30 protein-coding genes are annotated in these 23702 nt (G+C 73.4%); 17 read left to right on the forward strand and 13 right to left on the reverse strand.

Going from position 1 to position 23702, the window contains the following annotated elements; all coding sequences use genetic code 11:
* Positions 1 to 2 precede the first annotated feature (2 nt).
* From KZQ38_RS25980 to KZQ38_RS25995, 4 genes are all read right to left on the reverse strand, one after another.
* Positions 3 to 575 carry a biotin transporter BioY gene (locus KZQ38_RS25980; RefSeq protein WP_219445363.1) on the reverse strand — a complete coding sequence of 191 codons (573 nt, stop codon included), beginning with the start codon at positions 573 to 575 and terminating at the stop codon, positions 3 to 5.
* Between the two features lie 69 nt (positions 576 to 644).
* Positions 645 to 1910, reverse strand: a complete 1266-nt coding sequence (locus KZQ38_RS25985; protein WP_219445365.1) for a glycosyltransferase 87 family protein — start codon at positions 1908 to 1910, stop codon at positions 645 to 647.
* The gene (locus KZQ38_RS25990; protein ID WP_219445367.1) at positions 1898 to 2137 is read right to left on the reverse strand and encodes a hypothetical protein; all 240 of its coding nucleotides are present in this window, start codon (positions 2135 to 2137) and stop codon (positions 1898 to 1900) included. The genes KZQ38_RS25985 and KZQ38_RS25990 overlap by 13 nt, the downstream gene beginning before the upstream one ends.
* 73 nt (positions 2138 to 2210) lie before the next feature.
* Positions 2211 to 3095 (reverse strand): dolichyl-phosphate beta-glucosyltransferase, encoded by an 885-nt coding sequence (locus tag KZQ38_RS25995; protein ID WP_219445368.1) that lies wholly within the window; start codon positions 3093 to 3095, stop codon positions 2211 to 2213.
* Positions 3096 to 3544: 449 nt separating this feature from the next.
* Here KZQ38_RS25995 and KZQ38_RS26000 point away from each other — a divergent pair, with 449 nt between their 5' ends.
* Positions 3545 to 4180: a hypothetical protein gene (locus tag KZQ38_RS26000; protein ID WP_219445370.1), complete on the forward strand. Its 636-nt coding sequence runs from the start codon at positions 3545 to 3547 to the stop codon at positions 4178 to 4180.
* 12 nt (positions 4181 to 4192) lie between these two features.
* On the opposite strand, the gene KZQ38_RS26005 is transcribed toward KZQ38_RS26000, so the two are convergent.
* Positions 4193 to 4762 (reverse strand): isochorismatase family protein, encoded by a 570-nt coding sequence (locus KZQ38_RS26005; protein WP_219445372.1) that lies wholly within the window; start codon positions 4760 to 4762, stop codon positions 4193 to 4195.
* A gap of 49 nt (positions 4763 to 4811) precedes the next feature.
* The gene (locus tag KZQ38_RS26010) at positions 4812 to 6086 is read right to left on the reverse strand and encodes a nicotinate phosphoribosyltransferase (RefSeq protein ID WP_219445374.1); all 1275 of its coding nucleotides are present in this window, start codon (positions 6084 to 6086) and stop codon (positions 4812 to 4814) included.
* A 90-nt stretch (positions 6087 to 6176) separates the two neighbouring features.
* Between KZQ38_RS26010 and clpS the strand changes: the two genes are divergently transcribed.
* The 6 genes from clpS to KZQ38_RS26040 all read left to right on the forward strand — a co-directional run bounded on the left by clpS (position 6177) and on the right by KZQ38_RS26040 (position 9469).
* Complete coding sequence (clpS, locus tag KZQ38_RS26015; RefSeq protein WP_219445376.1) at positions 6177 to 6476, forward strand: ATP-dependent Clp protease adapter ClpS; 300 nt, start codon at positions 6177 to 6179, stop codon at positions 6474 to 6476.
* Entirely contained in the window at positions 6473 to 7030 is a 558-nt protein-coding gene (locus KZQ38_RS26020; RefSeq protein ID WP_219445378.1) for a DUF2017 domain-containing protein, read from the forward strand. Before clpS ends, KZQ38_RS26020 begins: the two co-directional genes overlap by 4 nt.
* Positions 7030 to 7629, forward strand: a complete 600-nt coding sequence (locus KZQ38_RS26025) for a peptidase S58, DmpA (protein WP_219445380.1) — start codon at positions 7030 to 7032, stop codon at positions 7627 to 7629. Before KZQ38_RS26020 ends, KZQ38_RS26025 begins: the two co-directional genes overlap by 1 nt.
* A 105-nt stretch (positions 7630 to 7734) precedes the next feature.
* Positions 7735 to 8190 (forward strand): M67 family metallopeptidase, encoded by a 456-nt coding sequence (locus KZQ38_RS26030; protein WP_308258595.1) that lies wholly within the window; start codon positions 7735 to 7737, stop codon positions 8188 to 8190.
* A gap of 54 nt (positions 8191 to 8244) precedes the next feature.
* Entirely contained in the window at positions 8245 to 8517 is a 273-nt protein-coding gene (locus tag KZQ38_RS26035) for a MoaD/ThiS family protein (RefSeq protein ID WP_219445382.1), read from the forward strand.
* A 1-nt stretch (position 8518) separates the two neighbouring features.
* Positions 8519 to 9469, forward strand: a complete 951-nt coding sequence (locus tag KZQ38_RS26040) for a PLP-dependent cysteine synthase family protein (protein ID WP_219445383.1) — start codon at positions 8519 to 8521, stop codon at positions 9467 to 9469.
* A gap of 46 nt (positions 9470 to 9515) precedes the next feature.
* Here KZQ38_RS26040 and KZQ38_RS26045 read toward each other — a convergent pair whose 3' ends face one another.
* Positions 9516 to 10190: a polysaccharide deacetylase family protein gene (locus KZQ38_RS26045; RefSeq protein WP_219445385.1), complete on the reverse strand. Its 675-nt coding sequence runs from the start codon at positions 10188 to 10190 to the stop codon at positions 9516 to 9518.
* Between the two features lie 281 nt (positions 10191 to 10471).
* Between KZQ38_RS26045 and KZQ38_RS26050 the strand changes: the two genes are divergently transcribed.
* Positions 10472 to 11236 (forward strand): MBL fold metallo-hydrolase, encoded by a 765-nt coding sequence (locus KZQ38_RS26050; protein ID WP_219445387.1) that lies wholly within the window; start codon positions 10472 to 10474, stop codon positions 11234 to 11236.
* 4 nt (positions 11237 to 11240) lie between these two features.
* Here the strand turns inward: KZQ38_RS26050 and KZQ38_RS26055 are convergent, their stop codons facing one another.
* Positions 11241 to 12053, reverse strand: a complete 813-nt coding sequence (locus KZQ38_RS26055) for an SMP-30/gluconolactonase/LRE family protein (RefSeq protein ID WP_219445389.1) — start codon at positions 12051 to 12053, stop codon at positions 11241 to 11243.
* Between the two features lie 172 nt (positions 12054 to 12225).
* On the opposite strand from KZQ38_RS26055, the gene KZQ38_RS26060 reads away from it, so the two are divergent.
* The 4 genes from KZQ38_RS26060 to KZQ38_RS26075 all read left to right on the forward strand — a co-directional run bounded on the left by KZQ38_RS26060 (position 12226) and on the right by KZQ38_RS26075 (position 15885).
* Positions 12226 to 12846 (forward strand): rhomboid family intramembrane serine protease, encoded by a 621-nt coding sequence (locus KZQ38_RS26060; protein ID WP_219445391.1) that lies wholly within the window; start codon positions 12226 to 12228, stop codon positions 12844 to 12846.
* Positions 12843 to 13637, forward strand: a complete 795-nt coding sequence (murI, locus tag KZQ38_RS26065; protein ID WP_219445393.1) for a glutamate racemase — start codon at positions 12843 to 12845, stop codon at positions 13635 to 13637. The genes KZQ38_RS26060 and murI overlap by 4 nt, the downstream gene beginning before the upstream one ends.
* Positions 13638 to 13654: 17 nt before the next feature.
* Positions 13655 to 14461 carry an MBL fold metallo-hydrolase gene (locus KZQ38_RS26070; RefSeq protein ID WP_219445395.1) on the forward strand — a complete coding sequence of 269 codons (807 nt, stop codon included), beginning with the start codon at positions 13655 to 13657 and terminating at the stop codon, positions 14459 to 14461.
* 989 nt (positions 14462 to 15450) lie between these two features.
* On the forward strand, positions 15451 to 15885 hold the full coding sequence (locus KZQ38_RS26075) for an OsmC family protein (RefSeq protein ID WP_219445397.1): 435 nt from the start codon (positions 15451 to 15453) through the stop codon (positions 15883 to 15885).
* 7 nt (positions 15886 to 15892) lie between these two features.
* On the opposite strand, the gene KZQ38_RS26080 is transcribed toward KZQ38_RS26075, so the two are convergent.
* The gene (locus tag KZQ38_RS26080; RefSeq protein ID WP_219445399.1) at positions 15893 to 16402 is read right to left on the reverse strand and encodes a DUF2231 domain-containing protein; all 510 of its coding nucleotides are present in this window, start codon (positions 16400 to 16402) and stop codon (positions 15893 to 15895) included.
* 54 nt (positions 16403 to 16456) lie between these two features.
* On the opposite strand from KZQ38_RS26080, the gene rph reads away from it, so the two are divergent.
* Together rph and rdgB are read left to right on the forward strand one after the other, a co-directional pair.
* Complete coding sequence (gene rph, locus KZQ38_RS26085) at positions 16457 to 17221, forward strand: ribonuclease PH (RefSeq protein WP_219445400.1); 765 nt, start codon at positions 16457 to 16459, stop codon at positions 17219 to 17221.
* Positions 17218 to 17820 carry an RdgB/HAM1 family non-canonical purine NTP pyrophosphatase gene (rdgB, locus tag KZQ38_RS26090; RefSeq protein ID WP_219445402.1) on the forward strand — a complete coding sequence of 201 codons (603 nt, stop codon included), beginning with the start codon at positions 17218 to 17220 and terminating at the stop codon, positions 17818 to 17820. Before rph ends, rdgB begins: the two co-directional genes overlap by 4 nt.
* Positions 17821 to 17822: 2 nt before the next feature.
* On the opposite strand, the gene bcp is transcribed toward rdgB, so the two are convergent.
* The 3 genes from bcp to KZQ38_RS26105 all read right to left on the reverse strand — a co-directional run bounded on the left by bcp (position 17823) and on the right by KZQ38_RS26105 (position 20175).
* Positions 17823 to 18296, reverse strand: coding sequence for a thioredoxin-dependent thiol peroxidase (gene bcp, locus KZQ38_RS26095; protein ID WP_219445404.1), 474 nt, complete (start codon positions 18294 to 18296; stop codon positions 17823 to 17825).
* Positions 18297 to 18315: 19 nt separating this feature from the next.
* Positions 18316 to 18849 carry a hypothetical protein gene (locus KZQ38_RS26100; RefSeq protein ID WP_219445406.1) on the reverse strand — a complete coding sequence of 178 codons (534 nt, stop codon included), beginning with the start codon at positions 18847 to 18849 and terminating at the stop codon, positions 18316 to 18318.
* A 291-nt stretch (positions 18850 to 19140) separates the two neighbouring features.
* Complete coding sequence (locus KZQ38_RS26105; RefSeq protein WP_219445407.1) at positions 19141 to 20175, reverse strand: LLM class flavin-dependent oxidoreductase; 1035 nt, start codon at positions 20173 to 20175, stop codon at positions 19141 to 19143.
* A gap of 120 nt (positions 20176 to 20295) precedes the next feature.
* On the opposite strand from KZQ38_RS26105, the gene KZQ38_RS26110 reads away from it, so the two are divergent.
* The 3 genes from KZQ38_RS26110 to KZQ38_RS26120 are packed head-to-tail and all read left to right on the forward strand — an operon-like array spanning position 20296 to position 23064.
* Positions 20296 to 21333 carry an FAD-dependent oxidoreductase gene (locus KZQ38_RS26110; protein ID WP_219445409.1) on the forward strand — a complete coding sequence of 346 codons (1038 nt, stop codon included), beginning with the start codon at positions 20296 to 20298 and terminating at the stop codon, positions 21331 to 21333.
* 31 nt (positions 21334 to 21364) lie between these two features.
* Entirely contained in the window at positions 21365 to 22435 is a 1071-nt protein-coding gene (locus tag KZQ38_RS26115) for a sensor histidine kinase (RefSeq protein WP_219445411.1), read from the forward strand.
* Entirely contained in the window at positions 22426 to 23064 is a 639-nt protein-coding gene (locus tag KZQ38_RS26120; RefSeq protein ID WP_219445413.1) for a response regulator transcription factor, read from the forward strand. Before KZQ38_RS26115 ends, KZQ38_RS26120 begins: the two co-directional genes overlap by 10 nt.
* Here KZQ38_RS26120 and KZQ38_RS26125 read toward each other — a convergent pair.
* The gene (locus KZQ38_RS26125) at positions 23049 to 23669 is read right to left on the reverse strand and encodes a DedA family protein (RefSeq protein WP_219445414.1); all 621 of its coding nucleotides are present in this window, start codon (positions 23667 to 23669) and stop codon (positions 23049 to 23051) included. The two genes, KZQ38_RS26120 and KZQ38_RS26125, sit on opposite strands and share 16 nt — an antisense overlap.
* Positions 23670 to 23702: the final 33 nt, after the last annotated feature.

The raw sequence follows: 23702 nt of genomic DNA on the forward strand, positions 1-23702 counted from the left end.
CCTCACTTGCGGTTGACGAGCGCCCACGCGCCCGGCAGCAGACCCGCGGCGAGCGCGACCTTGATCGCGTCGCCGATCAGGAACGGCACGACGCCCAGCGCCAGCGCCCGGCCGAGGTCGACGTTCGCCACCGCCATCAGGTACGGCACGCCGAACGCGTAGATCACCAGGTTGCCGAGCACCATCGTGCCCGCCGTGCGCAGCGGGGTGCGGTCGCCGCCGCGGCCCGCGAGGTGCCCGACCACCACGCCCGCGAACACGAAGCCCACCACGTAGCCGAGCGACGCCGGCATCCCCGACGAAGCGCCCTGGAACCACGGCACGCCGGCCATGCCGGCAATCAGGTACAGCACCATCGACGCGCCACCGCGCCGCCAGCCGAGCGCCGCGCCCACGAGCAGGGCGGCGAACGTCTGACCGGTCAGCGGGACCGGGCTGCCCGGCACCGGCACGGCGATCTGCGCGGCGAGCCCGGTGAGGCCGGCGCCCGCGACGACCAGCGCGACGTCACGCGCCAGCGCGCCGGGGACCAGGTCGGCCAGCACGCGGCGGCCGGGAACGGCGATAACGGACACGGGGACCTCCAGGGGTTGGTTCGACTCGGAGGTTAACCGGCGATCACTCGCGCGGTCTTTGTCGGTGCGCTACAAAGTCGCGGACGTCACGCCGGCTTCCCGCGCAGTGGGCGCCGGCGAGGATTCCCCTTGCGGCCGGAGGTGTTTCAGCCACCGGGGCAGCAGCGCGATCGCGACCACGGCCGGCACCACGTTGCCGGTGAGCGTCACCAGCAGGTCGCCCCACGGCGTGAGCTGGACCGGCACGCCGCTGCCGGTGACCCGCATGCCCAGGCTCCAGAACGGCATCACGTACCAGGCGACGGCCACCGCGAGCACGACCTTCGGCCACGCGGAGGCCGTGCGCCACTTCGCGAACGCCAGCCACGCCAGCGCGGGCGCCACCCAGACGGCGTGCGTCATCCACGAGACCGGCGAGACCAGCAGGCCCGTGAAGGCGACGACCAGCACGCCGACCACGTCGTGCCCGGCGCGCTTCGCCCACACCGCCGCCGCCAGCCCCGCGACACCCACCACCGCCGCCACGGCCAGCGACCAGTGCGGCGCGACCACCGTCCCCTGGAGGCGGCCGAACAGGCCGGGCAGCGAGTGGTTGACGAACGTGTCGCTCTGCACCATCCGGCTGGAGTCGAAGAACACGCCGCGCAGCCAGTATTCGGTGGAGTCGGCGGGCAGCACCAGGAACCCGACGGCGACCGTCGCCGCGAAACCCGCGATCGCCTGCAACCCGGCCCGCGTCCGGCCGGTGAGCAGCAGGTAGGGCACGAAGATCAGCGGGGTCAGCTTGATGCCCGCCGCGACACCGGTCGCGTACCCGCGCCAGCGCTCCGGGACGCCCGGCGCGAAGTCCACCAGCACGAGCAGGACGAGGAAGGTGTTGATCTGCCCGAGCAGCAGGTTGTGCTGGACGGGTGCGAGGAAGGTGGCGGCGGCCAGCGCGGCGGCGCTGAGCGCGGTCAGCCGGCGGCGTGACGTGATGCCGGCGAGGCGCAGCGCGATCCACAGCGCCCCGCCCAGCGCGAGCAGGCTGAGGAACGTCCAGGCGATCTTGCCCACCGTCGCCGGGACGATCGCGAACGGCACGAACAGCAGCGACGCGAACGGCGTGTAGATGTACTTCATGTTGGGGAACGCGGTGACGAAGGTGGCGTCGTACAGCCGCATCCCGGCGACCAGGGTGTCGCCCGCGCCGACGTAGACGTCGTAGTCGGTGAGCCAGTACGGGATCGCGCTCCACAGCAGTTGGGACTGCCCGGTGAGCACGGCGGCGACCGCGGCCAGCACGGCGAGCGGGCCGAACCGGGACCCCGTCACGCGGGCGGTCAGGTCAGCCATGTCGTCTCCTCCTCGTACCCGCGGGTGTCGCGCGCGGTCGCCGGTGGTTCACGGCCGCCCGGCGTGGTCGCCGGCCGGTTCGCCGTGGTGTGGGTGGTGCGCGGCGTGGCCGGGGTCTGGTGCGGTGGTCGCCGCACGTCGGGCGGGCTGCGCGTGGTGGCCGGCCGGTTCGCCGTGGTGTGGGTGGTGCGCGGCGTGGCCGGGGTCTGGTGCGGTGGTCGCCGCACGTCGGGCGGGCTGCGCGTGGTGGCCGGTGGTCCGGGCGGCGCGGCGGGCGTGGGCGGTCGGCGGGCCCGCGGTTCACCGGCGGCGGGCGTGTTGCCGGCGGAGGGCGGCGACCAGGGTGGCCGCGGACAGCAGCAGGACCTCGCCCAGGTCGCGGGCCCGGGGGTGCGCCGCCACCGGGTCGGGGTGGGCGGGCGCGGGTGGCGGGCGGTGGGGCAGGCCGGTGACCTTCGCCGTGCCGACGAACTTCGCGCGGGCGACCCGCGCCAGTCCCCGCAGGTTGTCGGCGGCGACGCCCGCGACGCGGACCCGGCTGTCGGCGTCCTCCACCCAGTCCACGGGCACCTCGTGCAGCCGCAGCCCGTTGTGCTCGGCGAGCAGCAGCATCTCGGTGTCGAAGAACCAGCCGTCGTCCACGACGTCCCGCAGCAGCGGCCCGACGACGTCCGCCCGCACGGCCTTGAACCCGCACTGCGCGTCGCTGAACCGCACGCCGTGCACCAGCTTCAGCAGCTGGTTGTACCCGCGCGACACCAGCTCCCGCCGCACCCCGCGCACGGTCCGCGCGCCGGGCGCGAGCCGGGACCCGATGGCGAGGTCGGAGTGCCCGGTGGCGAGCGGCGCGATGAGGGGCAGCAGGGCGTCGAGCCCGGTGGACAGGTCGACGTCCATGTACGCCAGGATGTCGGCGTCGCTGCGCAGCCAGGCGGTGCGCACGGCGACGCCCTTGCCCTTCCGGTCCAGGGTCAGCAGCCGCACCCGCGGCCACGTGGCGGCCAGCTCCCGGGCGACCTCGCGGGTGCGGTCGGTGCTGGCGTTGTCGACCACGGTGACGGTCCAGTCGTAAGGGAACGCCCCCTCCAGGTACTGGTGCAACGCCGCGACGCACCCCGGTAGCGCTCGCTGCTCGTTGTGGACCGGGATGGCGATGTCCACGGTCGGCTTGGTGACCGGTTCCATCGGCCCCTCCTCCGGAAAGTCGGACCAAGGATGTCAGCGGCGGTTCATCCGTGCATCAGCGAATCGGGTGTACCTGGAGCCGAGGTAAAACCGCAGCTCAGGGGCACCACACGCGGGTGGGCGTCCGAGCGCGCGGGAACGACGACACGCTCCGTGTTCTCAAGAATCGCCCACCTCGCCGTTTCCGAACCCGACGAGACGGGCGGTTAGCTCGCCAAGGTGTCGTGCCGAGCACATTCGTGCACAGCGCGTAATCGCGCCTTCAGTCCACCGGTCGAGCGAAACGCGGTTATCACCCCATTGGGATCAGCGTGGTCGCCCGGTGCGCGACCCGCACCCGAAGAGGTATCGGAATTCCACCCGAGGGGTGAGAAACGTCGGCGGCGCACCGACGACCCACCGCGCTCGATCAATCATTCCTGGTGAAGCACCACGAGAGAGGGCATCCCATGAACCACATCCTCGTGCGCGGGGCGGCGGCGGTGACCGCGGCGCTGGCGGTCGGCGTGCTCGGCGTGCCGGCGGCGGCGGCGAACCCGCCGGGCGCGGCGTCCGCGGGCTCGGCCGACTTCACGCAGTCCGGGCGGCGCGTCGTCGTGCCGCCGCTGGCGCCCTGCGCGCTCGGCGGCCCGGAGTCCGCGTCGTCGCCCGCGGTCGCCGAACCGGGCATCCGGTTCGGCAAGGGCGGCTCGTCGTGCGCCAGGTCCGGCGCGGAGACGACGTCCACCGCGACCGGCTCGGACTTCGAGCTGACCGCCCTCGTGGCGGTGGGCGGGCCACGCCTGGCGTTCCGCGAGTGGCACGTGACCTGCACGGGCCGCCGGGAAGGCACGAGCGGCGGGTGGCGGGTCGACGGCGTCGCCGGGTTCCCCGGCCTGCCCGACGACATCCCGCCCAACCACGTGCACGAGGTGCGCACCGCCGGCGGCGACGTCCTCGCCCGCGTCACGTTCAACGAGACCGTGCTGCCCCAGCCGAACGACGGCAGCCTCGCGCTGAACCTCGCGCACCTGCGCTTCACCGAGCGGTCCGGGATCACCGGCGAGGTGGTGGTCGGCGCCGCGGCGTGCTCGCCGACCCCCTGAGGCGGCGCGTCGTCAGCCGACGTGCGGTTCGCCCGCCAGCGCCACGCCCGCGGTCCGCAGCCGGGCGAGCGCCGACTCCACGGTCGCCGGCGCCACGCCCGCGGTGAGGTCCAGCAGCACCCTGGTGGCGAACCCGGCCTCCGCCGCGTCCTCCGCGGTGGCCCGCACGCAGTGGTCGGTGGCGATGCCCACCACGTCCACCTCGGTCACGCCACGCGCCCGCAGCCACTCGGCAAGGCCCTCGCCGGCGGGCGACGCGCCCTCGAAACCCGAGTAGGCGGCGGCGTACGCGCCCTTGGAGAACACCGCCTCCACGGCCGTCACGTCCAGTTCCGGGTGGAACGACGCGCCGGCGGTGCCCGCCACGCAGTGCACCGGCCACGAGTCCACGTAGTCCGGTGTCGCGCTGAAGTGGCCACCCGGGTCGACGTGGTAGTCGCGGGTCGCCACCACGTGGTCGTACCCGCCGCGCGCCACGTGCGCCGAGATCGCCGCCGCCACCGCCGCACCACCCGTGACGGCCAGCGACCCGCCCTCGCAGAAGTCGTTCTGCACGTCCACCACGACCAGCGCCCTGCCCATTGCGACCACTCCTCCCAAGCCCTGCCCGAACGCTAGCCGCGCGTGCCGCTCACCGGAACACGGTCGGGATGGCGGGTTCGCCGCGCGACAGCTTCAAGCCCTCCCACGGCACCGTCACCAGCGCCGCCCGCAGCCGGTCGCGGCTCTCCGCCAACGCGTCCAGCCCGGGCACGCGCGTGCCGCCACGCATCAGCGGCACCGGCAGGACCCGGTCGTGCGGGCCCAGCTCCGGCGTCTCCGCCACCGGGTGCACGACCTCCTCCAACGCCGTCCCGGTGTCCTTGTGCCGCCGCACCGCGCTCTTGCCGCCGCCGCGCGACTCCTTGTGCGAGCTGCGCTTGGCCACCGGCCGCCCGGCCACCTCGACCAGCTTGTAGACCATCCCGGCGGTCGGCGCGCCCGAACCCGTCACCACCGACGTGCCCACGCCGTACGCGTCCACCGGCTCGGCGCGCAACGCCGCGATCGCGTACTCGTCCAGGTCGCCGGACACGACGATCCGGGTGTTCCGCGCGCCCAGCGCGTCCAACTGGTCCCGCGCCTGCCGGGCCAGCACGCCCAGGTCGCCCGAGTCGATCCGCACCGCGCCCAGCTCCGGCCCGGCGACCTCCACGGCGGTCTTGATCCCGGCCGTGATGTCGTAGGTGTCGACCAGCAGCGTGGTGCCCGCGCCCAGCGCCGCGACCTGGCTGCGGAACGCCTCCTCCTCGCTGTCGTGCAGCAGGGTGAACGCGTGCGCGCACGTGCCGGCCGTGGGGATGCCGTGCCGGCGGGCCGCCTCCAGGTTCGACGTCGCCGTGAAACCCGCCAGGAACGCCGCCCGCGCCGCCGCGACCGCCGCCTCCTCGTGCGTGCGCCGGGAACCCATCTCGATCATCCGGCGGCCGTTCGCGGCGCTCACCATCCGCGCCGCCGCCGACGCGATCGCGCTGTCGTGGTTGAGCACCGACAGGGCCAGCGTCTCCAGCACCACGCCCACGCCGAACGGGGCGCGCACGGACAGGATCGGCGAACCCGGGAAGTACAGCTCGCCCTCCGGGTAGCCGTCGACGTCGCCGGTGAACCGGTAGTCCGCGAGCCACGCCAGGGTCGCCGGGTCCACCACGCCGGTGCGCTCCAGCAGCTCCAGGTCCGCCGGCTCGAAGCGGAACCGCTCGATCGCCTCCAGCAGCCGGCCGGTGCCCGCGACCACGCCGTAACGCCTGCCTTCCGGCAGCCGGCGGGCGAACACCTCGAACACGCACGGACGGTCGGCGGTGCCGTCGCGCAACGCCGCGGCGAGCATCGTCAACTCGTAGTGGTCCGTGAAGAGCGACGTCGACATGAGGTCAGAGCGTAGGCGGGCCCGACCCGCCGGGGCAGGAGGTGCCCCTATGGCCTCCACCACGGACCGGAACATGACACCATTGGCGGTATGACCACGCCCGTCGAGCATGAGCGGACGCAGGTTGACCCGGCGCCCGCGGAGGTCCGCACCGAGGACCGCCCGTGGCAGACGCTGGTCTGGAACGACCCGGTGAACCTGATGTCCTACGTGACGTACGTGTTCCAAAAGCTGTTCGGCTACAGCCGCGACCACGCGACCAAGCTGATGCTGGACGTCCACCACAAAGGCAGGGCGATCGTGTCTTCGGGGTCGAAGGACAAGGTGGAGGCCGACGTGGCCAAGCTGCACGCGGCCGGGCTCTGGGCGACCATGCAGCGTTCGTCGTGAAGAAGTGGACCCGCACGGGTGACACGGTCCTGGGCCGGTTCGACCGGCAGGAGGCCGCGGTGGTGCGCGGCCTGGTCAGCCAGATCCAGGACATGCTCCTCGCCCGCGCCGAAGAGGCGCCGCAGGACGAGCTGGCGGCGTTGACCGGCATCCGCACCGGACCGGCCACGCCGCCGGACGACCCGATCCTGGGTCGCCTGCTGCCCGACTTCCACCGGCTGGACCCGGACGCGCCGGACCCGGCCGAGGTCGACTCGGCGAACGCGCTGCGCTCCCTGCACGAACCGGAGCTGCTGGACCGGAAGACCGGTGCGGCGGCGGTGGTGCTGGCGACGTGCCCGCCCGACGGCGGTGAGGTGCGGCTGGCCCCGGAGCAGGCCGAGTCGTGGCTGTCCGCGCTCAACGACGTCCGGTTGGCCCTCGGCACGGCGCTGGACGTGCAGGAGGACATGCCGGACGAGCTGCCGCCGGACGACCCGCGCTCGCCGCACCTGGGCGTCTACCACTGGCTCACGTGGGTGCAGGAGACGCTGGTCGAGGCGGTCGTCGGCTGATGCTGTTCGGCACGGCGCCGGGTGTGTCCGTGCTGCTCGCGCCGGACGGCGCGGTCGCGGGCGTGGACGTCCGCGGCGCGCCGTGGGGCACCCGTGAACTCGACCTGCTGGACCCGTCCGCGCTGGTCGACCGCGTGCACGCGGTCGTGCTGGCGGACGGGCCCGCGTCGGCGCGCGGTGTCGTGGGGTGGCTCGCCGAGCACCACCGCGGTTTCCGGGTGGGCGACCGGCCGCACGAGGTGGTGCCCATCGTGCCCGCCGCGGCGGTCGGCGCGGACCCGGTGGACCGGGGTCGCGCGGCGTGCGTGGCGGCCGGGCCCGCGGTGCCGGAGGCCGTGGTGCTGGTCGGCGACACGGCCGCGGCGCTGGTCGTGGTGGACGCCGCGCTGGACAAGGCCGCGTGCCGCCGGGTCGCGGTGTCCGCCCACGACGGCCTGGTGCGTGCGGGCGTGCACCTGCCCGCCGCGGTGTTCGCCGTCGCCACCGGCGTCCCGACCGGCGTGCCGCTCGACGACCTGTGCACGTGGGCGGCCGACGTCGTCGCGCGGCACGCGGGCGGCGGTCCGTTCGGCGGCCCGCAGCCGCCGCTCGCGCCCTGACACCCCCGTCGACCGGCCGTTTCCCGGCTCACGGGCGCACCGGGCGGGGTCACGTGCGGGTTCTCACACACCGGGACGACTTCCGCCACCACGTAGGATGGGGACGTGCTGGTGATTCGCCGTGAACTCGTCGACGCGATGGTGGCGCACGCCCGTCGCGACCACCCGGACGAGGCGTGCGGGATCATCGCGGGCCCCGAGGGCTCCGACCGCCCCGAGCGGTTCGTCGCGATGGACAACGCCGAGCGCTCGCCGACCTTCTACCGGTTCGACTCCGCGGAGCAGTTGCGCGTCTGGCGCGAGATGGACCGCAACGACGAGGTGCCCGTGGTCGTCTACCACTCGCACACCGCCACCGAGGCGTACCCCTCGCGCACGGACGTCTCGCTCGCGAGCGAACCCGACGCGCACTACGTCCTGGTCTCGACCCGTGATCCGGAGCGGGACGAGGTGCGCTCCTACCGGATCGTCGACGGCGTGGTGACCGAAGAACCGGTCGAGGTCGTCGAGTCCTACATGTTCTCGCACACGGGCGCCGACGACACGCCCGACCGTCGCTGACGCGCAGCCGTCCGCTCCATCTCCCGAAACCCGGCTCCTCTCGGAGGTTCCAGCATGGCCGTCACCGTCTCCATCCCCACCATCCTGCGCACCCACACCGGCGGGCAGAAGTCCGTCGAGGCGGCGGGTGACACCCTCGCGAAGGTCATCGACGACCTGGAGGCCAACCACGGCGGCCTGAAGGCGCGCCTGGTCAAGGAGGGCTCGCTGCACCGCTTCGTCAACATCTACGTCAACGACGAGGACGTCCGCTTCTCGGGCGGTCTCGACGCGGCGGTCAAGGACGGCGACACGGTCACGATCCTCCCGGCCGTCGCGGGCGGCTGACGTGGCTCGCTACGAGTCGCTGCTGGACGCGGTCGGCGGCACGCCCCTGGTCGGCCTGCCGCGGCTGTCGCCGTCGGCCGACGTCCGCCTGTGGGCGAAGCTGGAGGACCGCAACCCGACCGGCTCGATCAAGGACCGGCCCGTGCTGGCCATGATCGAGGAGGCGGAGCGGTCCGGGCAGCTGTGGCCCGGCTGCACCATCCTGGAGCCCACCTCCGGCAACACCGGCATCGCGCTCGCCATGGCGGCCAAGCTGAAGGGCTACGGGCTGGTCTGCGTGATGCCGGAGAACACCTCGGCCGAGCGCAAGCAGCTGCTCCAGGCGTACGGCGCGCGGATCGTGTTCTCGCCCGCCGCGGGCGGCTCCAACCAGGCCGTCGCGCGCGCCAAGGAACTCGCCGCGCAGAACCCGGACTGGGTCATGCTCTACCAGTACGGCAACCCGGCCAACGCCGGCGCGCACTACCACGGCACCGGGCCGGAGATCCTCAAGGACCTGCCCACCATCACGCACTTCGTGGCGGGCCTGGGCACCACCGGCACCCTGGTCGGCGTCGGCCGCTACCTGCGCGAGCAGAAGCCGGACGTGCAGGTGGTGGCCGCCGAGCCGCGGTACGGCGAGCTGGTCTACGGCCTGCGCAACCTGGACGAGGGCTTCGTGCCCGAGCTGTACGACGCGGAAGTGCTGACCGGCCGCTACTCGGTCGGCTCGTACGACGCGCTGCGCCGCACCCGGCAGCTGCTGGAGACCGAGGGCATCTTCGCGGGCATCTCCACCGGCGCCATCCTGCACGCGGCGCTGGCCGTGGCGGAGAAGGCGGCGGCCCACGGCGAGCGGGCCGACGTGGCGTTCGTCGTCGCCGACGCGGGCTGGAAGTACCTGTCCACCGGCGCCTACTCGGGCACCCTGGACGAGGCCGCGGAACGGCTCGACGGGCACCTCTGGGCGTGATGTCGGGGAGCCCGGCGGGCCGGGCTCCCCGTCGCCGCTCAGGGCGTCAGGGCGCGATCGCCCGGCCGTTCAGGATCCGGCCGGGGCACAGGCCCTTGTCCTTCAGGCCGCGGACGATCAGCGGCACCGCCGCCACCGTCGCCGGGTAGCCGTCGTGCATCAGCACGACATCGCCCGCCTCCGCGCCGGTGGCGGACCGCACGATCTCCTCGGTCGACTTGCCGGACCAGTCCAGCGTGTCCACCGTCCACAGCACGTGCTCCAGGCCCAACGCGCGGGCCTGCGCCTCGACGGTGGCGTTGGTGTCCCCGTACGGCGGCCGGAACAACGTCGGCACGTGCCCGGTGATCCGCCGCAGCACGTCCTGCGTGCTCGCGATCTCCTTCGCCACCTCGGAGGCGGACAGTTTGGTCAGGTACGGGTGCGACCACGAGTGGTTGGCGATCCAGTGGCGTTCCCGCGCCGTGGCGCGCACCAGCTCCGGCTCCTCCCACGCGCGGGCGCCCACGTCGAAGAACGTGGCCCGCGCGCCCGCCGCCCGCAGCGCGGCCAGCAGCGGCCGGGTGTAGTCGGCCCCGCGTGGTCCGTCGTCGTAGGTCAGCGCCACATAACCCGTGCAGCCCCGCGCGGCATTCGCCGGGTCCACCGGCTCGGCGGCATTCGCCGGAACCACCGGCGCGAGCGCCAGCAGGGCGACCACGAGCAGAGTTCTCAACAGCATCTTCGCTCCCCGGAAGTGGACGCGGCGACCGCCACCACTATCGACCGCCCGCGGGGTGCCGGACAACGGTCCGGGTCGTCTGAAATGGCCGGTCCGCCATTCGGACCCGGGTCCGCCCGGTAAACCGCGGAATTCGCTTCCGACGGGACTTCGGTGAACCGCAGTCACCGCCCGCCGAGTGGTCCGCTGAGGCATTCGAGTGAAAATCCCGCGAAGTCATTGCCGAGTGGCCCGCGAGCGTTTTCGGCAATTCACGGACGACGACTGCTATCGTGCCGGACATGCAATTGACGGTGCTCGGGTGCTCGGGTAGCGCACCCGGTCCGGACCTGCCCACCTCGGGTTACCTGCTGGAAGCGGGCGGCGTCCGGATCGCGGTGGAACTCGGCGGCGGCGTGTTCGGCGCGCTCCAGCGGTGCTGCGACCCGTTCCGGCTCGACGCCGTGCTGCTGTCGCACCTGCACCTCGACCACTGCGGTGACTTCAGCTCCCTCACCACCTACCTCCGCGAGCACCCCGACCGGCCCGCGGCGCACCGCAGGCTGCCGGTGTTCGCGCCGGCCCACGCGCCGAGCCGCCTCGCCGCCGCCCACGCCGCGTCCGAGGAGGAGCTGGCGACCCTGCGGCTGGAGGACACGTTCGACTTCGTGCCGCTGCGTGCCGGGCGGTTCACCGTGGGGCCGGTGTCGATCGAGGTCGCGCCCATGCGGCACATCTGCGAGGCGTACGCGTTCCGCATCACCCACGACGGGACGTCGCTGGTGTTCACCGGCGACACCGTGCCGTGCCCCGAACTGGTGGACCTGGCCCGCGGCGCGGACCTGCTGCTCGCCGACGCGGCGTGGCGGGAACAGGCCGGGCGCGCCAACTACCTGCACATGAGCGGCCGGGAGACCAGCGTCGTCGCCACCGAGGCGGGCGTCGACCGGCTCGTGCTCACCCACGTCCTGCCCTGGTCGGACCGGGACGGCGTGCTGGCCGACGCCGCCGAGGACTACGCCGGCACCGTCACGCTCGCCGAACCCGGCGCGGTCTACGTCGTGTGAGCGGTCAGCCCGCGAACGCGGTCGACGGCAACCCCTCGCCGGCGCCCGGCGCGACCAGCACCGCGCTTCCGCCGGTCGCCGTCACGTAGAGGTCGGTGAAGTCCGCGCCGCCGAACACGCACGCCGTCGGCTCCTCCACCGGCAGCTCCAGGTCCACGTCCACCCGGCCGTCCGGCGTGTAGCGGCGCACCGCCGACCCGCCCCGCAACGCCACCCACACCGCGCCCGCCGAGTCCACGCACAACCCGCCCGGCAGGCCCCGGTCCACCTCGGCCAGCACGCGGCGGTTCGTCGCCTCGCCCGAATCGCGGTCGTAGTCCAGCACGTCGACCCGGCCGGTCGCCGAGTCGACGTAGTACGCGCGGGTCCCGTCCGGGCTCCACCCGACGCCGCCGCTCACCGCGACGTCGGCCAGCACGACCTTCGCGTCGCCGTTCGGCTCGACGCGCGCCAGCCAGCCGCCCGGGCCCTCGTCGTAACGCGTGGTGCCCGCCCACAGCCGTCCCGCCGGGTCGACGGCCGCGCCGCCGCCGCGCACCCCGTCGCGCGCCCAGTAGACGAGCCACGTCTTCGCGCCGTCGCGGTCCACCAGCGCCACGCCGTCACGCAGGTTCAGCACCAGGCCGCCCCGGGAGCGGGGCTTCGCCGCGCCCACGTGCTGCGGCACCGCCAGCACGGCGTCCTCCGACCGGTCCGGCGCGAACCGGTGGACCTCGCTGCGCAAGACGTCCACCCAAACGAGGGTCCCACTACCGTGATCCCACGTGGGGTCCCCGGCCAGTTCGGCGTCTCCGCGCACAGCCACTTCGATCGACACGGGGCGACAGCGTAGGCGCTGATCACCAGGGGCGCGGCGAGCCCGCCGCAGCGTTGTCCGCCAACTCGCCCGAACGAGGAGTAATCCCCATATGGGGTGATCATGCGGTTACGGAGCGGTCATGCCCCGAACGACCGTCATCCGAGACCCGGTTCGCACGTAGCCTGAACACGTGGACCCCACGGTTGTGTCACCCGCGCCGGTGCCGCGGTCGCCGGCCAAGCGCGTCATACCGCCGAACCCGGTGCTGTCGGCCCTCGTGGTCGGCGGCTTCGTGGCGCTGCTGTACGTGATCGAGGGCATCGACACCGCGCTCGGCGGGGCGCTCGACCGCGAAGGCGTCATCCCGCGCGACTTCACCGAGTGGGACAACATCCTGTGGGCGCCCCTGCTGCACGGCGGCTGGGCGCACGTGACCAGCAACGCCGTGCCGCTGCTCCTGCTCGGCTTCCTCGCCAACTCCGGCGGGATCAAGCAGTTCCTCCAGGTCACCGCCGTCATCTGGCTGACCGGCGGGCTCGGCGTGTGGGTGATCGGGTCCACCGCCAGCCACATCGGCGCGTCCGGCCTCGTGTTCGGGTACCTGGTGTTCCTGCTGCTGCGCGGGCTGTTCACCCGGTCCGTCGCGCAGATCGCCGTCGCCGTCGTCGTGTTCGCCCTCTACGGGGCGGCGCTGTGGGGCGTGCTGCCGGGGCAGCCCGGCATCTCGTGGGAGAGCCACCTGTTCGGCGCGCTCGGCGGCGTGCTCGCCGCGTGGGGCGTCGCACGCGACAACCGGCGGGCCGCCGCGTGACCACCGCCGACGCGCCGATCGGCGTCTTCGACTCCGGCGTCGGCGGCCTGACCGTCGCCCGCGCGATCATGGACCAGTTGCCGGAGGAGAGCATCCGCTACGTCGGCGACACCGCCAACGCGCCCTACGGGCCGCTGCCCATCGCGCAAGTGCGCAAGCACGCCCTCGAACACCTCGACCGGTTGGTCGAGGACGGGGTGAAGATGCTGGTGATCGCGTGCAACACGGCGTCCTCCGCGTGCCTGCGCGATGCCCGTGAGCGTTACGACGTGCCTGTTGTGGAGGTCGTGCTGCCCGCCGTGCGGCGGGCCGTCGCCACCACCCGCAGCGGGCGCGTCGGCGTCATCGGCACCCAGGGCACCATCACCTCCGGCGCCTACCAGGACGCCTTCGCCGCTGCCCGCGACATCCACGTCACCGCCGCGGCGTGCCCCCGGTTCGTCGACTTCGTGGAGCGCGGCACCACCTCCGGCCGCCAGGTGCTCGGCCTCGCCCAGGCGTACCTGGAACCGTTGCAGCGCGCGGAAGTCGACACGTTGGTGCTCGGCTGCACCCACTACCCGCTGCTGACCGGCGTGCTCCAGATCGTGATGGGCGACGGGGTGACGTTGGTCTCCAGCGCGGAGGAGACCGTGAAGGACGTCGTGCGCCTGCTCACCGAACGCGACGAGTTCCGCGCCGGCGACCCCGACCTGCGGTTCTCGTGCACCGGTCCGGTCGAACCGTTCGCCCGGTTGGCCCGCAGATTCCTGCCCAGGCTGGAAAACGCGTCTTTCCACCCCCACGAATGATTTGGCACTCTCCAACGGTGCTGTTGACCATCCTCGGCTGCTCGGGCAGCCTGCCGGGGCCGCAGAGCCCCGCATCCGGCTACCTCGTCGAGGCGGACGGCTACCGGATCGGGTTGGAACTGGGCAACGGTGTGCTGGCGTCACTGCAAGCGCACTGCGACCCGTTCTCGCTGGACGCGTTGCTTTTCTCGCACCTGCACCCCGACCACTGCGCGGATTTCACCACCCTCGCCGTGATGCGCCGGTACCACACCCATCCGCCGCACGACACGACCAAACGCCGCCTACCGGTGCACGGCCCGTCCGAGGCGCCGCGCCGATTCGCCCGCGCGTACGCCGAAAGCGCCGACGAGCTGCGGACCGCCGACCTGACGGACGTCTTCGACTTCCGTTCCCTGACCCCCGAACCGTTCCGCGTGGGCCCGTTCCACATCACCGCGGCGCGCGTCGACCACCCTTGCGAGGCGTACGGGTTCCGCATCGCGACGGAGAACGCGGTGCTCGCCTTCACCGGGGACAGCGGGCCGTGCGATGCGTTGCACGGGCTCGCTGACGGGGCGGACGTCCTGCTGTCCGAGGCGACGTGGACGCACGCCGACAACCGGCCACCCGGCACCCACCTGTCGGGCGTGCAAGCGGGTGAACTGGCGACGGCCGCCGGGGCCGCCCGCCTGATCCTCACCCACGTAGCCCCGTGGACCGCTCCGGAAGCCGTGCTGGCCGAAGCCCAGAGCCGCTTCACAGGCCCCACCGAACTCGCCCGCCAGGGCGAGAAGTACACCGTAGACGACCCAGTGATCCGCCTGACCAGCGACGACAGTTAACCCTCCGCCCCCGACCCTCCGCTCCCTCCCTCGACTTCCCCGCCGGCTCCCTCTACCTACCCCGCCGGCTCCTTCCCGCCCCCGCCGCTCACTTCCCTCCCACTGGCTCATCCCCGCTCCCACCGCCTCCCACCGTCCCGCCCACCTCATCCGCCCCGACGCCGCCCACCCGCGCCACTCGCCCGGCGGCGTCCCAACCTCCGCCCCTCCGCCGCCGCGCCCCACCCCATGGCCGGTCTCGACCCGCCACCTGCCGTGCACGCCGCTCGGCGCATACCCACGCCTGGCGCATCCTCGGCCCGCCGCGCCGCCGCCTACCGCGCAACCCGCCCTGGCGCGCGCAGCCCGGGTTCACCCGACCCGCCAGCCGCCGACTCCCGCCTCGCCGCGCCCGGCTTGCTATCCCTGATCCGCCAAGCCCGGCTTCTTGCCCCTGATCCGCCAGGCATGGCCTTCCCCAGACCCGCCGTGCCGGATTCTCCCCAGACCAGCCGCCCAGACCGCGGTCCTCGATTCGCAACCGGAGCCGCCAGCACGCACACCGGCTCGGCGCTTGCCGGCCGCCACCCGCGGCTCCTCGCCCGATCCGCCAGGCACGCCTCGCCCTGTCGCATCTGTTCCAGCGCGTGGGTTCCCGCAGCAGCCGTAAGCCCTTGCCGGGCCTGGCACGCGGCCGACCGGTGCCGACCGGCAGGGCCTCTACCGCCACCCCCACCGCCATCCGGCGCCGGCCGGCTACCTGCTTGAGCGACGAGGGCTTCGAGGCGGGAAGCCCGGCAGGCCGTTGGGAGCCTGTGGAGGGCAAGTCGGCGGTGCGGGGACGGGTGAGGGGTGAGGGGCGGGGTGGTTCGCGCGGGTTCGATATCTCACCGAGGAGGCCGGGGGTCGGTTACGTACGAGTACCGGCCTCATATCCCCTAGTAGTGCTGCGAACGCCACCCGGCAGGGGGCACGGCCTGGCGGGAGCCCGGAGGGGTGTGGGGCACATTATGGCGGCTCGGCCCCTCTTCTCGGCTAACGTCGACGGCGTGTCGAACATCGAAGTCCGCCGGGTCGGTGTCCACGAGTTCGTCGCCGAGAACGACCGGGGCGCGTCGGTGCGCATCGGGCGCAAGGGCGCGGAAGGCTCCTTCAGCCCCGTGGAGTTGTTGCTCGCCGCCACCGCCGGGTGCGCGATCGTCACGGCCGAAACGCTGATCACCCGCCGCGTCGGCGAAGGGCTCACCGCCCGCGCCGACGACGTCCGCCCGGCAGGCGCGCACGACCTCGACGCCATCCCGGTCACCCTGGAGTACGACGTCTCGACCCTCACCGAGGACCAACGCGCGGCACTCGACACGGCCGTCCGGAGGGCCATCGAGCAGCTCTGCACGGTCTCCCGCACCATCAAGAAAGCGCCGCCCACGCCGCTCCACCTGCCGTGACCGAAGCTCAGCGCGCGTCGCCGCCCCACACGGCCGTCGACCCGCTGTGCCCGATGCGGATCGTCTGGACGGTCGCCGCCGCCCCCGCGGCCATCACGAGCACCGCCACCACGACCGATATCCGCCGCCACGTCCTCGGCACGGCCGGCCCGTCGGCGGCACGCTCGCGGTCGGCCAACCGGCCCGCCACGACCAGCACCACGACGAGCACCCCGAACCCCAGGGCGAACGGCAGCAGGTCGTTGCCCAACTCGGCGTGCCGCTGGATCAACGGGTTCCCCGACGGCGCCATACGCGCTTTCAACTGCTCACCGGCCTGCTGCGCGGGCAGCACCGAACCGACCCCGAGCAACGTCACGCCGAGCAACGGCCCGGCGTAGCGCTGCCGCCACCGGGGCACGACGGCCAACGCGGCGGCGAACACGGCGGACAGGGGGAGCAGCACGACGACCGCGTGTACCAGCAACGGGTGCGCCGGTAGGCCGAACACGGTCACCAGGCCGTTCGCGAGTGCCATGCCTCTCCCTACGCCAGTGGGACGTCGTGGGGTTCAGCGTCTTAGGGTAGTGCCGTGCTGAGGACCGATGGCAGGAACGACGACGTACTGCGCGACATCCGGATCACCCGTGGCTTCCAGCAGTGGCCCGCCGGGTCGGTGCTGATCGAGTTCGGCAACACGCGTGTGCTGTGCGCGGCGAGCGTGACCGAAGGTGTCCCCCGATGGCGGGCGGGCTCCGGCCTCGGATGGGTGACGGCCGAGTACGCGATGTTGCCGAGCGCCACGCACACGCGCGGCGACCGGGAGTCGGTCAAGGGCCGCATCGGCGGCCGGACGCACGAGATCTCCCGGCTGATCGGCCGCTCGCTGCGCGCGTGCATCGACCTCGCGGCCCTGGGTGAGAACACCATCGTCATCGACTGCGACGTGATCCAGGCGGACGGCGGTACGCGCACGGCGGCCATCACGGGCGCGTACGTGGCTCTCGCGGACGCCGTCACGTGGCTCCGCGCGGCGGGCCGGCTGGCGGACCCGCAGCCCCTCTCGTGCGCCGTCTCGGCGGTCTCGGTGGGCGTGGTGGACGGTCGCGTTCGGCTGGACCTGCCGTACGAAGAGGACTCGCGCGCCGAAGTGGACATGAACGTGGTCGCCACCGACGCGGGCACCCTGATCGAGATCCAGGGCACCGGCGAGGGCGCGACGTTCGCCCGGTCCACCCTGGACAAGATGCTGGACCTGGCGCTGGCGGGCTGCGCGGAGCTGAACCGCGCGCAGGCGGCGGCGCTGGCCGAGCCCTACCCGGGCGTGCTGCCCGAGCCGAAGGGGCGGAAGAAGTGAAGCTGCTGCTCGCGTCCCGCAACGCCAAGAAGCTCGACGAGCTGCGCCGCATCCTGGCCGCCGAGGGGATCGCCGGCGTCGAGGTCGTCGGGCTGGCCGACGTGCCGGAGTTCCCGGAGGCGCCGGAAACGGAGCCGACGTTCGAGGGCAACGCGCTCGCCAAGGCCCGCGACGCGTTCCGCGCCACCGGTCTGCCGTCCGTCGCGGACGACTCGGGCATCGCGGTGGACGCCCTCAACGGGATGCCGGGCGTGCTGTCCGCCCGCTGGTCGGGCGTCCACGGCAACGACACCGCGAACCTGGAGCTGGTCCTGGGCCAGCTGCGGGACGTGCCGGACGAGCGGCGTGGCGCGGCGTTCGTGTGCGCGGCGGCGCTGGTGGGGCCGGACGGGCTGGAAACCGTGGTGCGCGGCGAGTGGCGCGGCGTGGTGCGCCGCGAACCCGCCGGCGCCAACGGCTTCGGCTACGACCCGATCTTCCAGCCGGAGGGCTGCGCGGTGACCTCCGCCGAGCTGTCCCCGGCGGAGAAGGACGAGCGGTCGCACCGGGGCCGCGCGCTGCGGCTGCTGCTGCCGCACCTGCGCGGCCTGGCGGGCTGAGGTCAGGCGGGCAGTTCGCGCAGCAGCTTGGCGACGTGGCCGGTCGCGCGGACGTTGTACATGGCCTTCGCGATCCGGCCCTCCGGGTCGACCAGGAACGTGGACCGGATGACGCCGGTGACGGTGCGCCCGTAGTTCTGCTTCTCGCCGTACGCGCCCCACTCGGCCAGCACGGTGCGGTCCGGATCGGACAGCAGCGGGAAGTTCACGCCCTCGTCGGCGGCGAACCGGGCGAGCTTCTCCGGCTTGTCCGGCGAGATGCCGACGACGTCGTAACCCGCGGCGGCGAGTTCGCCGATGCTGTCGCGGAAGTCGCACGCCTGCTTGGTGCAGCCCGGGGTGCCCGCGGCCGGGTAGAAGTAGACGACCACGGAACGGCCCCGGTAGTCGGAGAGCGAGACGGTCTCGCCCGCGCTGTCGGTCAGCGTGAACGCCGGGGCCTGGTCGCCGGGGGAGAGGCGCTTCTGCTCGGTCATGCGGTCACGCTACCCGGCGTCAGGCGACGCCTTCGAAGGTGGCGCTCGGGTCCTGGCCCGCGCCGTCGGGTTCGACCACGAGCTGCATCCGGACCGGCTGCTCGGGCACCGCGAACGCCAGCGTGACGGTGGTCTCGCCACCGGGCGGCACCTCGGTGACCGACAGCCCGTTGAGGCCCTGCACCGAGTCGAGCACCTCGGCCGCGGGCTCGCCGGCGACCATGGCGCGCACGGTGAGCCCACTGGTCCGGTACGCCGTGGCGGTGGCGTTCAGCAGGGTCAGCGTGAACACGGCGGTGCGCGGGGCCTTCGGCGTGGACGTGTCGCTGGGCTTGAGCGAACGGGCGGGCGAGACGGTGACGGACAGGCCGTCCGGCCAGCTGCGGCGCGCGCCGAACGCGGTGGGCCCGGAGGCGGGCGGCGCGTTGTTCGGCTGCACCTCGGAGCTGGAGGTCGTCTCGGGGACGGACGGGTCGGGCAGCCCGGACTGGTCCGCACATCCCGCCAAGGCCCCCGCCAGGCACAGGCCGACGGCCAGTCCGGCGAACTTCACGAACCTCCCCTTCCCGCCCCGGCGGTGGGCTGACAGCGACTCCCACCACCATGACGGCGCACCGGGGCGGTCGGGGACCGAACAGGGCGCTTGATTCGGACCTGGTGCCGGCCTGTGGCCAAGCCGTGATGCCGCGCGCCACCCGCGTGGGCGGCGCCACACCCGGGCGGCGCTGCCCACGCGGACCGCGGCGGCGTCCGCTCGGGCGGCGGGACCCGCCGCCCGGAAGTTAGGGAGCGCGTCGGGGGGCGTGCGCGCTCAACAGGATCATCGCCGGCTGTTGCCCAACCGCTACACCTCGACTTCAGTCTTCACTCGTTCGGATGAGTCCGAGCGGCCGGCGAGTTCCGCCAGCAGCTCGTAGGAGCGCATCCGGTCGGCGTGGTCGGCGACCATCATCGTGACCATCAGCTCGTCGGCCCCGGTGTCGGCGAGCAGCTTCTCCAGCCGCGGCGCGACGGTGTCCGGCGAGCCGATGATCTGCTCGTCCAGCCGCTCCCGCACGATCAACCGCTCCAGGTCGGAGTACGGGTAGTCGGCGGCCTCCTGCGGCGTGTTGATGGGTCCGTGCTGGTTCTGCCGCAGCCGCAGGTACGCGAGACCGCCGGGGCCGGCGACCCACTGGGCGCGCTCGTCGGTGTCGGCGACGATGACCGTCGCGCAGATCATGGCGTGCGGCCGGTCCAGCGCGGCGGACGGCTGGAACCGCTCGCGGTACAGGCGCAGCGCGGGCACGGTGTGCTCGGCGCTGAAGTGGTGGGCGAACGCGAACGGCAGCCCGAGCAGGCCCGCGACCTGCGCGCTGTAGCCGCTGGAGCCGAGCAGCCACACCGGCGGCTTGTTGCCCTCGGCGGGCACGGCGGACAACGCCTCGGTGCCGTCGAAGTAGCCGAGCAGCTCGGTGAGCTGCCGCGGGAAGTCGTCCACCGACAGCGGGCCCTCGGTGCGGCGCAGCGCGCGGGCCGTGCGCTGGTCGGTGCCGGGCGCCCGGCCGATGCCCAGGTCGATGCGGCCGGGGTGCAGCGCGGTGAGCGTGCCGAACTGCTCGGCGACCACCAGCGGCGGGTGGTTGGGCAGCATCACGCCGCCGGAGCCGACCCGCAACGTGCTGGTGGCGTCGGCGATGTGGCTGATCAGGATGGCCGGCGAGGAGCTGGCGATACCGGTCATGTTGTGGTGTTCGGCGAACCAGAACCGGTGGTAGCCGAGCCGTTCGACGTGCTGGGCCAGCTCCCGGCTCTGCCGCAGCGATGTGCGGGCATCCGTCACCGTCGACACCAGGGCGAGGTCCAGGACGGAGAGGGGGACGTCACGGAGTCGGCTCATACCCGGGGTCAACGCCACCGCCGGTGGAAGCCTTCCGCGTGTGACCGAGTGCTCACCCGATCGTCCGACTGTTCCATCACATCGGGGAAGTCACCCCGGGCGTGGCGCGTTTCCCGGTGCATGGACGTCGTGGTCGTCGGTGCGGGTCAGGCCGGGTTGTCCGCCGCCTACTTCCTGGCGCGGGCGGGCCTGGAGCACGTGGTGCTGGACGCCGAGAGCGGTCCGGGCGGCGCGTGGCGGCACCGCTGGCCCACGCTGCGGATGGCGACCGTGCACGGCATCCACGACCTGCCCGGGATGCCGTTCGCCGAACCCGACCCGACCGCGCCCGCCAACGAGGTGCTGCCCGCGTACTTCGCCGATTTCGAGCACCGCAACGGCATCCACGTGCGGCGGCCCGTGCGGGTGCGCGCGGTGCGCGACGCGGGCGGTCCGCTGGAGGTCGTCACCGACCGGGGCACGTGGCGGACCAGGGCGCTGGTGAACGCGACCGGCACGTGGACGCGCCCGTTCTGGCCCCGCTACCCCGGCCAGGAGCTGTTCCGGGGCGAGCAGCTGCACTCGTCGGAGTACCGGGGGCCGGAGAGGTTCGCCGGCAAGCACGTCGTCGTGGTGGGCGGCGGCACGTCGGCCGTGCAGCAGCTCCTGGAGATCGCCCGGCACACCACCACGACGTGGGTGACCCGGCGGGAACCGGAGTTCCGGGACGAGCCGTTCACGCCCGAGGTGGGCCGCGCCGCCGTGCGGCTGGTCGAGGAGCGGGTGGCGGCGGGGCTGCCGCCCCGGAGCGTCGTCAGCGTCACCGGCCTGAGCCTCACGCCGGCGGTGCGCGCGGCGCTCGCCGACGGCACGCTGCGGCGGCACCCGGTGTTCGAGCGGATCACCGAGGACGGCGTGGTGTGGCCGGACGGGACCACGCGGCACGCCGACGTGCTGCTGTGGGCCACGGGGTTCCGCGCCGCGATCGACCACCTCGCGCCGCTGCGCCTGCGCGAGCCCGGCGGCGGCATCCGCCTGGCGGGCACGCGTGCCGTCGCCGACCCGCGCGTGCACCTGGTCGGCTACGGCCCGTCCGCCAGCACGGTCGGCGCCACCCGCGCGGGCCGGGCCGCGGCCCGGGAGATCCGCGAGCTGCTGGACCGGGAGCTGGTCGCCTGATCCGGTGGTCGAATGCGGCTAGCCTCGTGGTGTGCACAGGGCGTCGCGCTTGCTGGTCGGACTGCTGCTCGGCGCGGTGACCGCACCCGTCGGGCTGGTCGTCGCGGTGTGCGCGCGCCCGTTCGCGCGGCGGTTCGCGGAACTGGACCGCCGCCGCGTCAAGCGCTTCCTGGACGTCGACAGCGCCGAGCCGACCCGCGCGCGGGCCGCCCGCTACCTGGTCGCACGGGCCGGCGTGGGGCTGCTCGGCGGCATGTTGCTGGCGTTGCTCGGCTACGGCGTGGTGATGGGCGTGATCGCCGTGCAACGGCTGCTGGCGCACCGGTTCGACGGCGTGGACCTGGCCGAGGACGTCGTGGCGGTGCTGTGGACGGCGTTGCTCGGCGGCGTGCTGCTGTACCTGGAGGTGCAGGGCCTGCGTGGCGTGGCGGCGCTGGAGGGCCGGGTCGCCGCCCGCTACCTGGGTCCCAGCGAGGCGGAGCTGCTGCGCGGCCGGATCGTGGAGCTGGCGGAGAGCCGGGCGGGCATCGTGGCGGCCGTGGACGCCGAGCGCCGCCGCATCGAGCGCGACCTGCACGACGGCGTGCAGCAGCGGCTGGTCGCGCTGGGCGTGCTGCTCGGCCGCGCCCGCCGCCACCCCGACCACGCCGACGAACTGCTCCGGCAGGCGCACGAGGAGTCCCGCGGCGTGCTGGACGACCTGCGGGAGGTGGCGTGGCGGGTGTACCCGGCGGCGTTGGACTCGCTGGGCCTGGCGGAGGCGCTGGAGGCCGTGGCGGACCGCTCGCCGATCCCGGTGACCATCACGTGCGAACCCACCCGCGCGCCCGCGGCGGTGGAGACCGCGGTGTACTTCGTGGTGTCCGAGGCGGTGACGAACGCCGCCAAGCACTCGGGTGCGAGCATGGTCCGCGTGGACATCGGGCGGGAGGGCGACGTCGTGCGGGTGCGGGTCGAGGACGACGGGGTCGGCGGCGCGGACCCGGCGGGCGGCGGGTTGGCGGGGTTGTCGCGGCGCGTGCTCGCCCTGGACGGCCGGTTCGCGGTGACCAGCCCGGCGGGCGGTCCCACGGTGATCGCCGCGGAGGTCCCGTGCGGGTGATCCTGGCCGAGGACTCGACCCTGCTGCGCGAGGGGCTCGCGCGGTTGCTGGCCGAGGAGGGCCACGACGTGGTGGCGTCCGTCGGTGACGCGGGCGCGTTGCTCCAGGCGGTCGCCGCGCACCTGCCGGACGTGGTGGTGACCGACGTGCGGATGCCCCCGACGCACTCCGACGAGGGCCTGAAGGCCGCGTTGGAGATCCGCCGGAGGCATCCGGGTGTGGGTGTGCTGGTGTTGTCGCAGTACGTGGAGCAGCGGTACGCGGCGGACCTGCTGACCGACCGCGCGGAGGGCGTCGGCTACCTGCTGAAGGACCGCGTGGTCCAGGTGGAGGAGTTCCTGGACGCGTTGCGCCGGGTCGGCGCGGGCGGCGCCGCGTTCGACCCGGAGGTGGTGCGCCGCCTGCTGGCCCGCTCCACCCACCCGCTGGACGTGCTGACCGCGCGCGAGCGGGAGGTGCTGGGGCTGATGGCCGAGGGGCACACCAACAACGCGGTCGCCGCGCGGCTGCACGTGTCGCGCAGCGCCGTGGAGAAGCACGTCAACTCGATCTTCGACAAGCTCGGTCTGTCCGATGTGGACGGTTACAGCAGGCGGGTGCTGGCCATCCTGCGCTACCTGCGGTCCTGAGCGCGGTCCGCGTCGCGGCGGACCAGGCGGGACACCACGAAGAACGCGATCGCCAGCAGCACCAGCACCACCACGGCCTTGCTCACCACGTCCATGTAGCGCTCGACGACGTGCCAGTTCTCGCCGAGGAGGTAACCCGCCATGATCAACGCGGTGTTCCAGATCGCCGAGCCGGCGGCGGTGAGCAGCAGGAAACCGGGCAGCGGCATCCGCTCCACGCCCGCGGGCACCGAGATCAGGCTGCGGAAGATCGGCACCATCCGGCCGAAGAACACCGTCGCCCGGCCGTGCCTGCGGAACCAGTCCTCGGTCTTGTCCACATCGGACACCTTGACCAGCGGCATCCGCGCCGCGATGGCCCGCACCCGCTCCCGGCCGAGCAGCGCGCCCACCTGGTAGAGCACCAGCGCACCCGCCACCGAACCCGCCGTGGTCCACAGGATCGCGGCCACCAGGCTCATCCCGCCCCGGCTCGCGGTGAAACCCGCGAGCGGCAGGAACACCTCGCTCGGCAGCGGCGGGAACAGGTTCTCCAGCGCGATCGCGAGGCCGGCGCCGGGCGCGCCGAACGACTCCATCAGGTCGGTGACCCACTTGACATCCATGATCGACACGCTAAGGACGGGCCGGGGTGGCGT

Source organism: Saccharothrix obliqua, assembly GCF_019375475.1.
Taxonomy (GTDB): Bacteria; Actinomycetota; Actinomycetes; order Mycobacteriales; family Pseudonocardiaceae; genus Actinosynnema; species Actinosynnema obliqua.

What these genes read in the sequence shown, in the direction of transcription:
- KZQ38_RS26045 (WP_219445385.1), bottom strand. Translation starts at nt 10,190, where the DNA reads ATGCTGTTGAGAACTCTGCTCGTGGTCGCCCTGCTGGCGCTCGCGCCG.
- KZQ38_RS26105 (WP_219445407.1), bottom strand. Translation starts at nt 20,175, where the DNA reads ATGAGCCGACTCCGTGACGTCCCCCTCTCCGTCCTGGACCTCGCCCTG.
- KZQ38_RS26050 (WP_219445387.1), top strand. Translation starts at nt 10,472, where the DNA reads ATGCAATTGACGGTGCTCGGGTGCTCGGGTAGCGCACCCGGTCCGGAC.
- KZQ38_RS25985 (WP_219445365.1), bottom strand. Translation starts at nt 1,910, where the DNA reads ATGGCTGACCTGACCGCCCGCGTGACGGGGTCCCGGTTCGGCCCGCTC.
- KZQ38_RS26025 (WP_219445380.1), top strand. Translation starts at nt 7,030, where the DNA reads ATGCTGTTCGGCACGGCGCCGGGTGTGTCCGTGCTGCTCGCGCCGGAC.
- bcp (WP_219445404.1), bottom strand. Translation starts at nt 18,296, where the DNA reads ATGACCGAGCAGAAGCGCCTCTCCCCCGGCGACCAGGCCCCGGCGTTC.
- KZQ38_RS26005 (WP_219445372.1), bottom strand. Translation starts at nt 4,762, where the DNA reads ATGGGCAGGGCGCTGGTCGTGGTGGACGTGCAGAACGACTTCTGCGAG.
- KZQ38_RS26080 (WP_219445399.1), bottom strand. Translation starts at nt 16,402, where the DNA reads ATGGCACTCGCGAACGGCCTGGTGACCGTGTTCGGCCTACCGGCGCAC.
- KZQ38_RS26035 (WP_219445382.1), top strand. Translation starts at nt 8,245, where the DNA reads ATGGCCGTCACCGTCTCCATCCCCACCATCCTGCGCACCCACACCGGC.
- KZQ38_RS26075 (WP_219445397.1), top strand. Translation starts at nt 15,451, where the DNA reads ATGGCGGCTCGGCCCCTCTTCTCGGCTAACGTCGACGGCGTGTCGAAC.
- KZQ38_RS26110 (WP_219445409.1), top strand. Translation starts at nt 20,296, where the DNA reads ATGGACGTCGTGGTCGTCGGTGCGGGTCAGGCCGGGTTGTCCGCCGCC.
- KZQ38_RS26000 (WP_219445370.1), top strand. Translation starts at nt 3,545, where the DNA reads ATGAACCACATCCTCGTGCGCGGGGCGGCGGCGGTGACCGCGGCGCTG.
- KZQ38_RS25995 (WP_219445368.1), bottom strand. Translation starts at nt 3,095, where the DNA reads ATGGAACCGGTCACCAAGCCGACCGTGGACATCGCCATCCCGGTCCAC.
- KZQ38_RS26125 (WP_219445414.1), bottom strand. Translation starts at nt 23,669, where the DNA reads ATGGATGTCAAGTGGGTCACCGACCTGATGGAGTCGTTCGGCGCGCCC.
- KZQ38_RS26010 (WP_219445374.1), bottom strand. Translation starts at nt 6,086, where the DNA reads ATGTCGACGTCGCTCTTCACGGACCACTACGAGTTGACGATGCTCGCC.
- clpS (WP_219445376.1), top strand. Translation starts at nt 6,177, where the DNA reads ATGACCACGCCCGTCGAGCATGAGCGGACGCAGGTTGACCCGGCGCCC.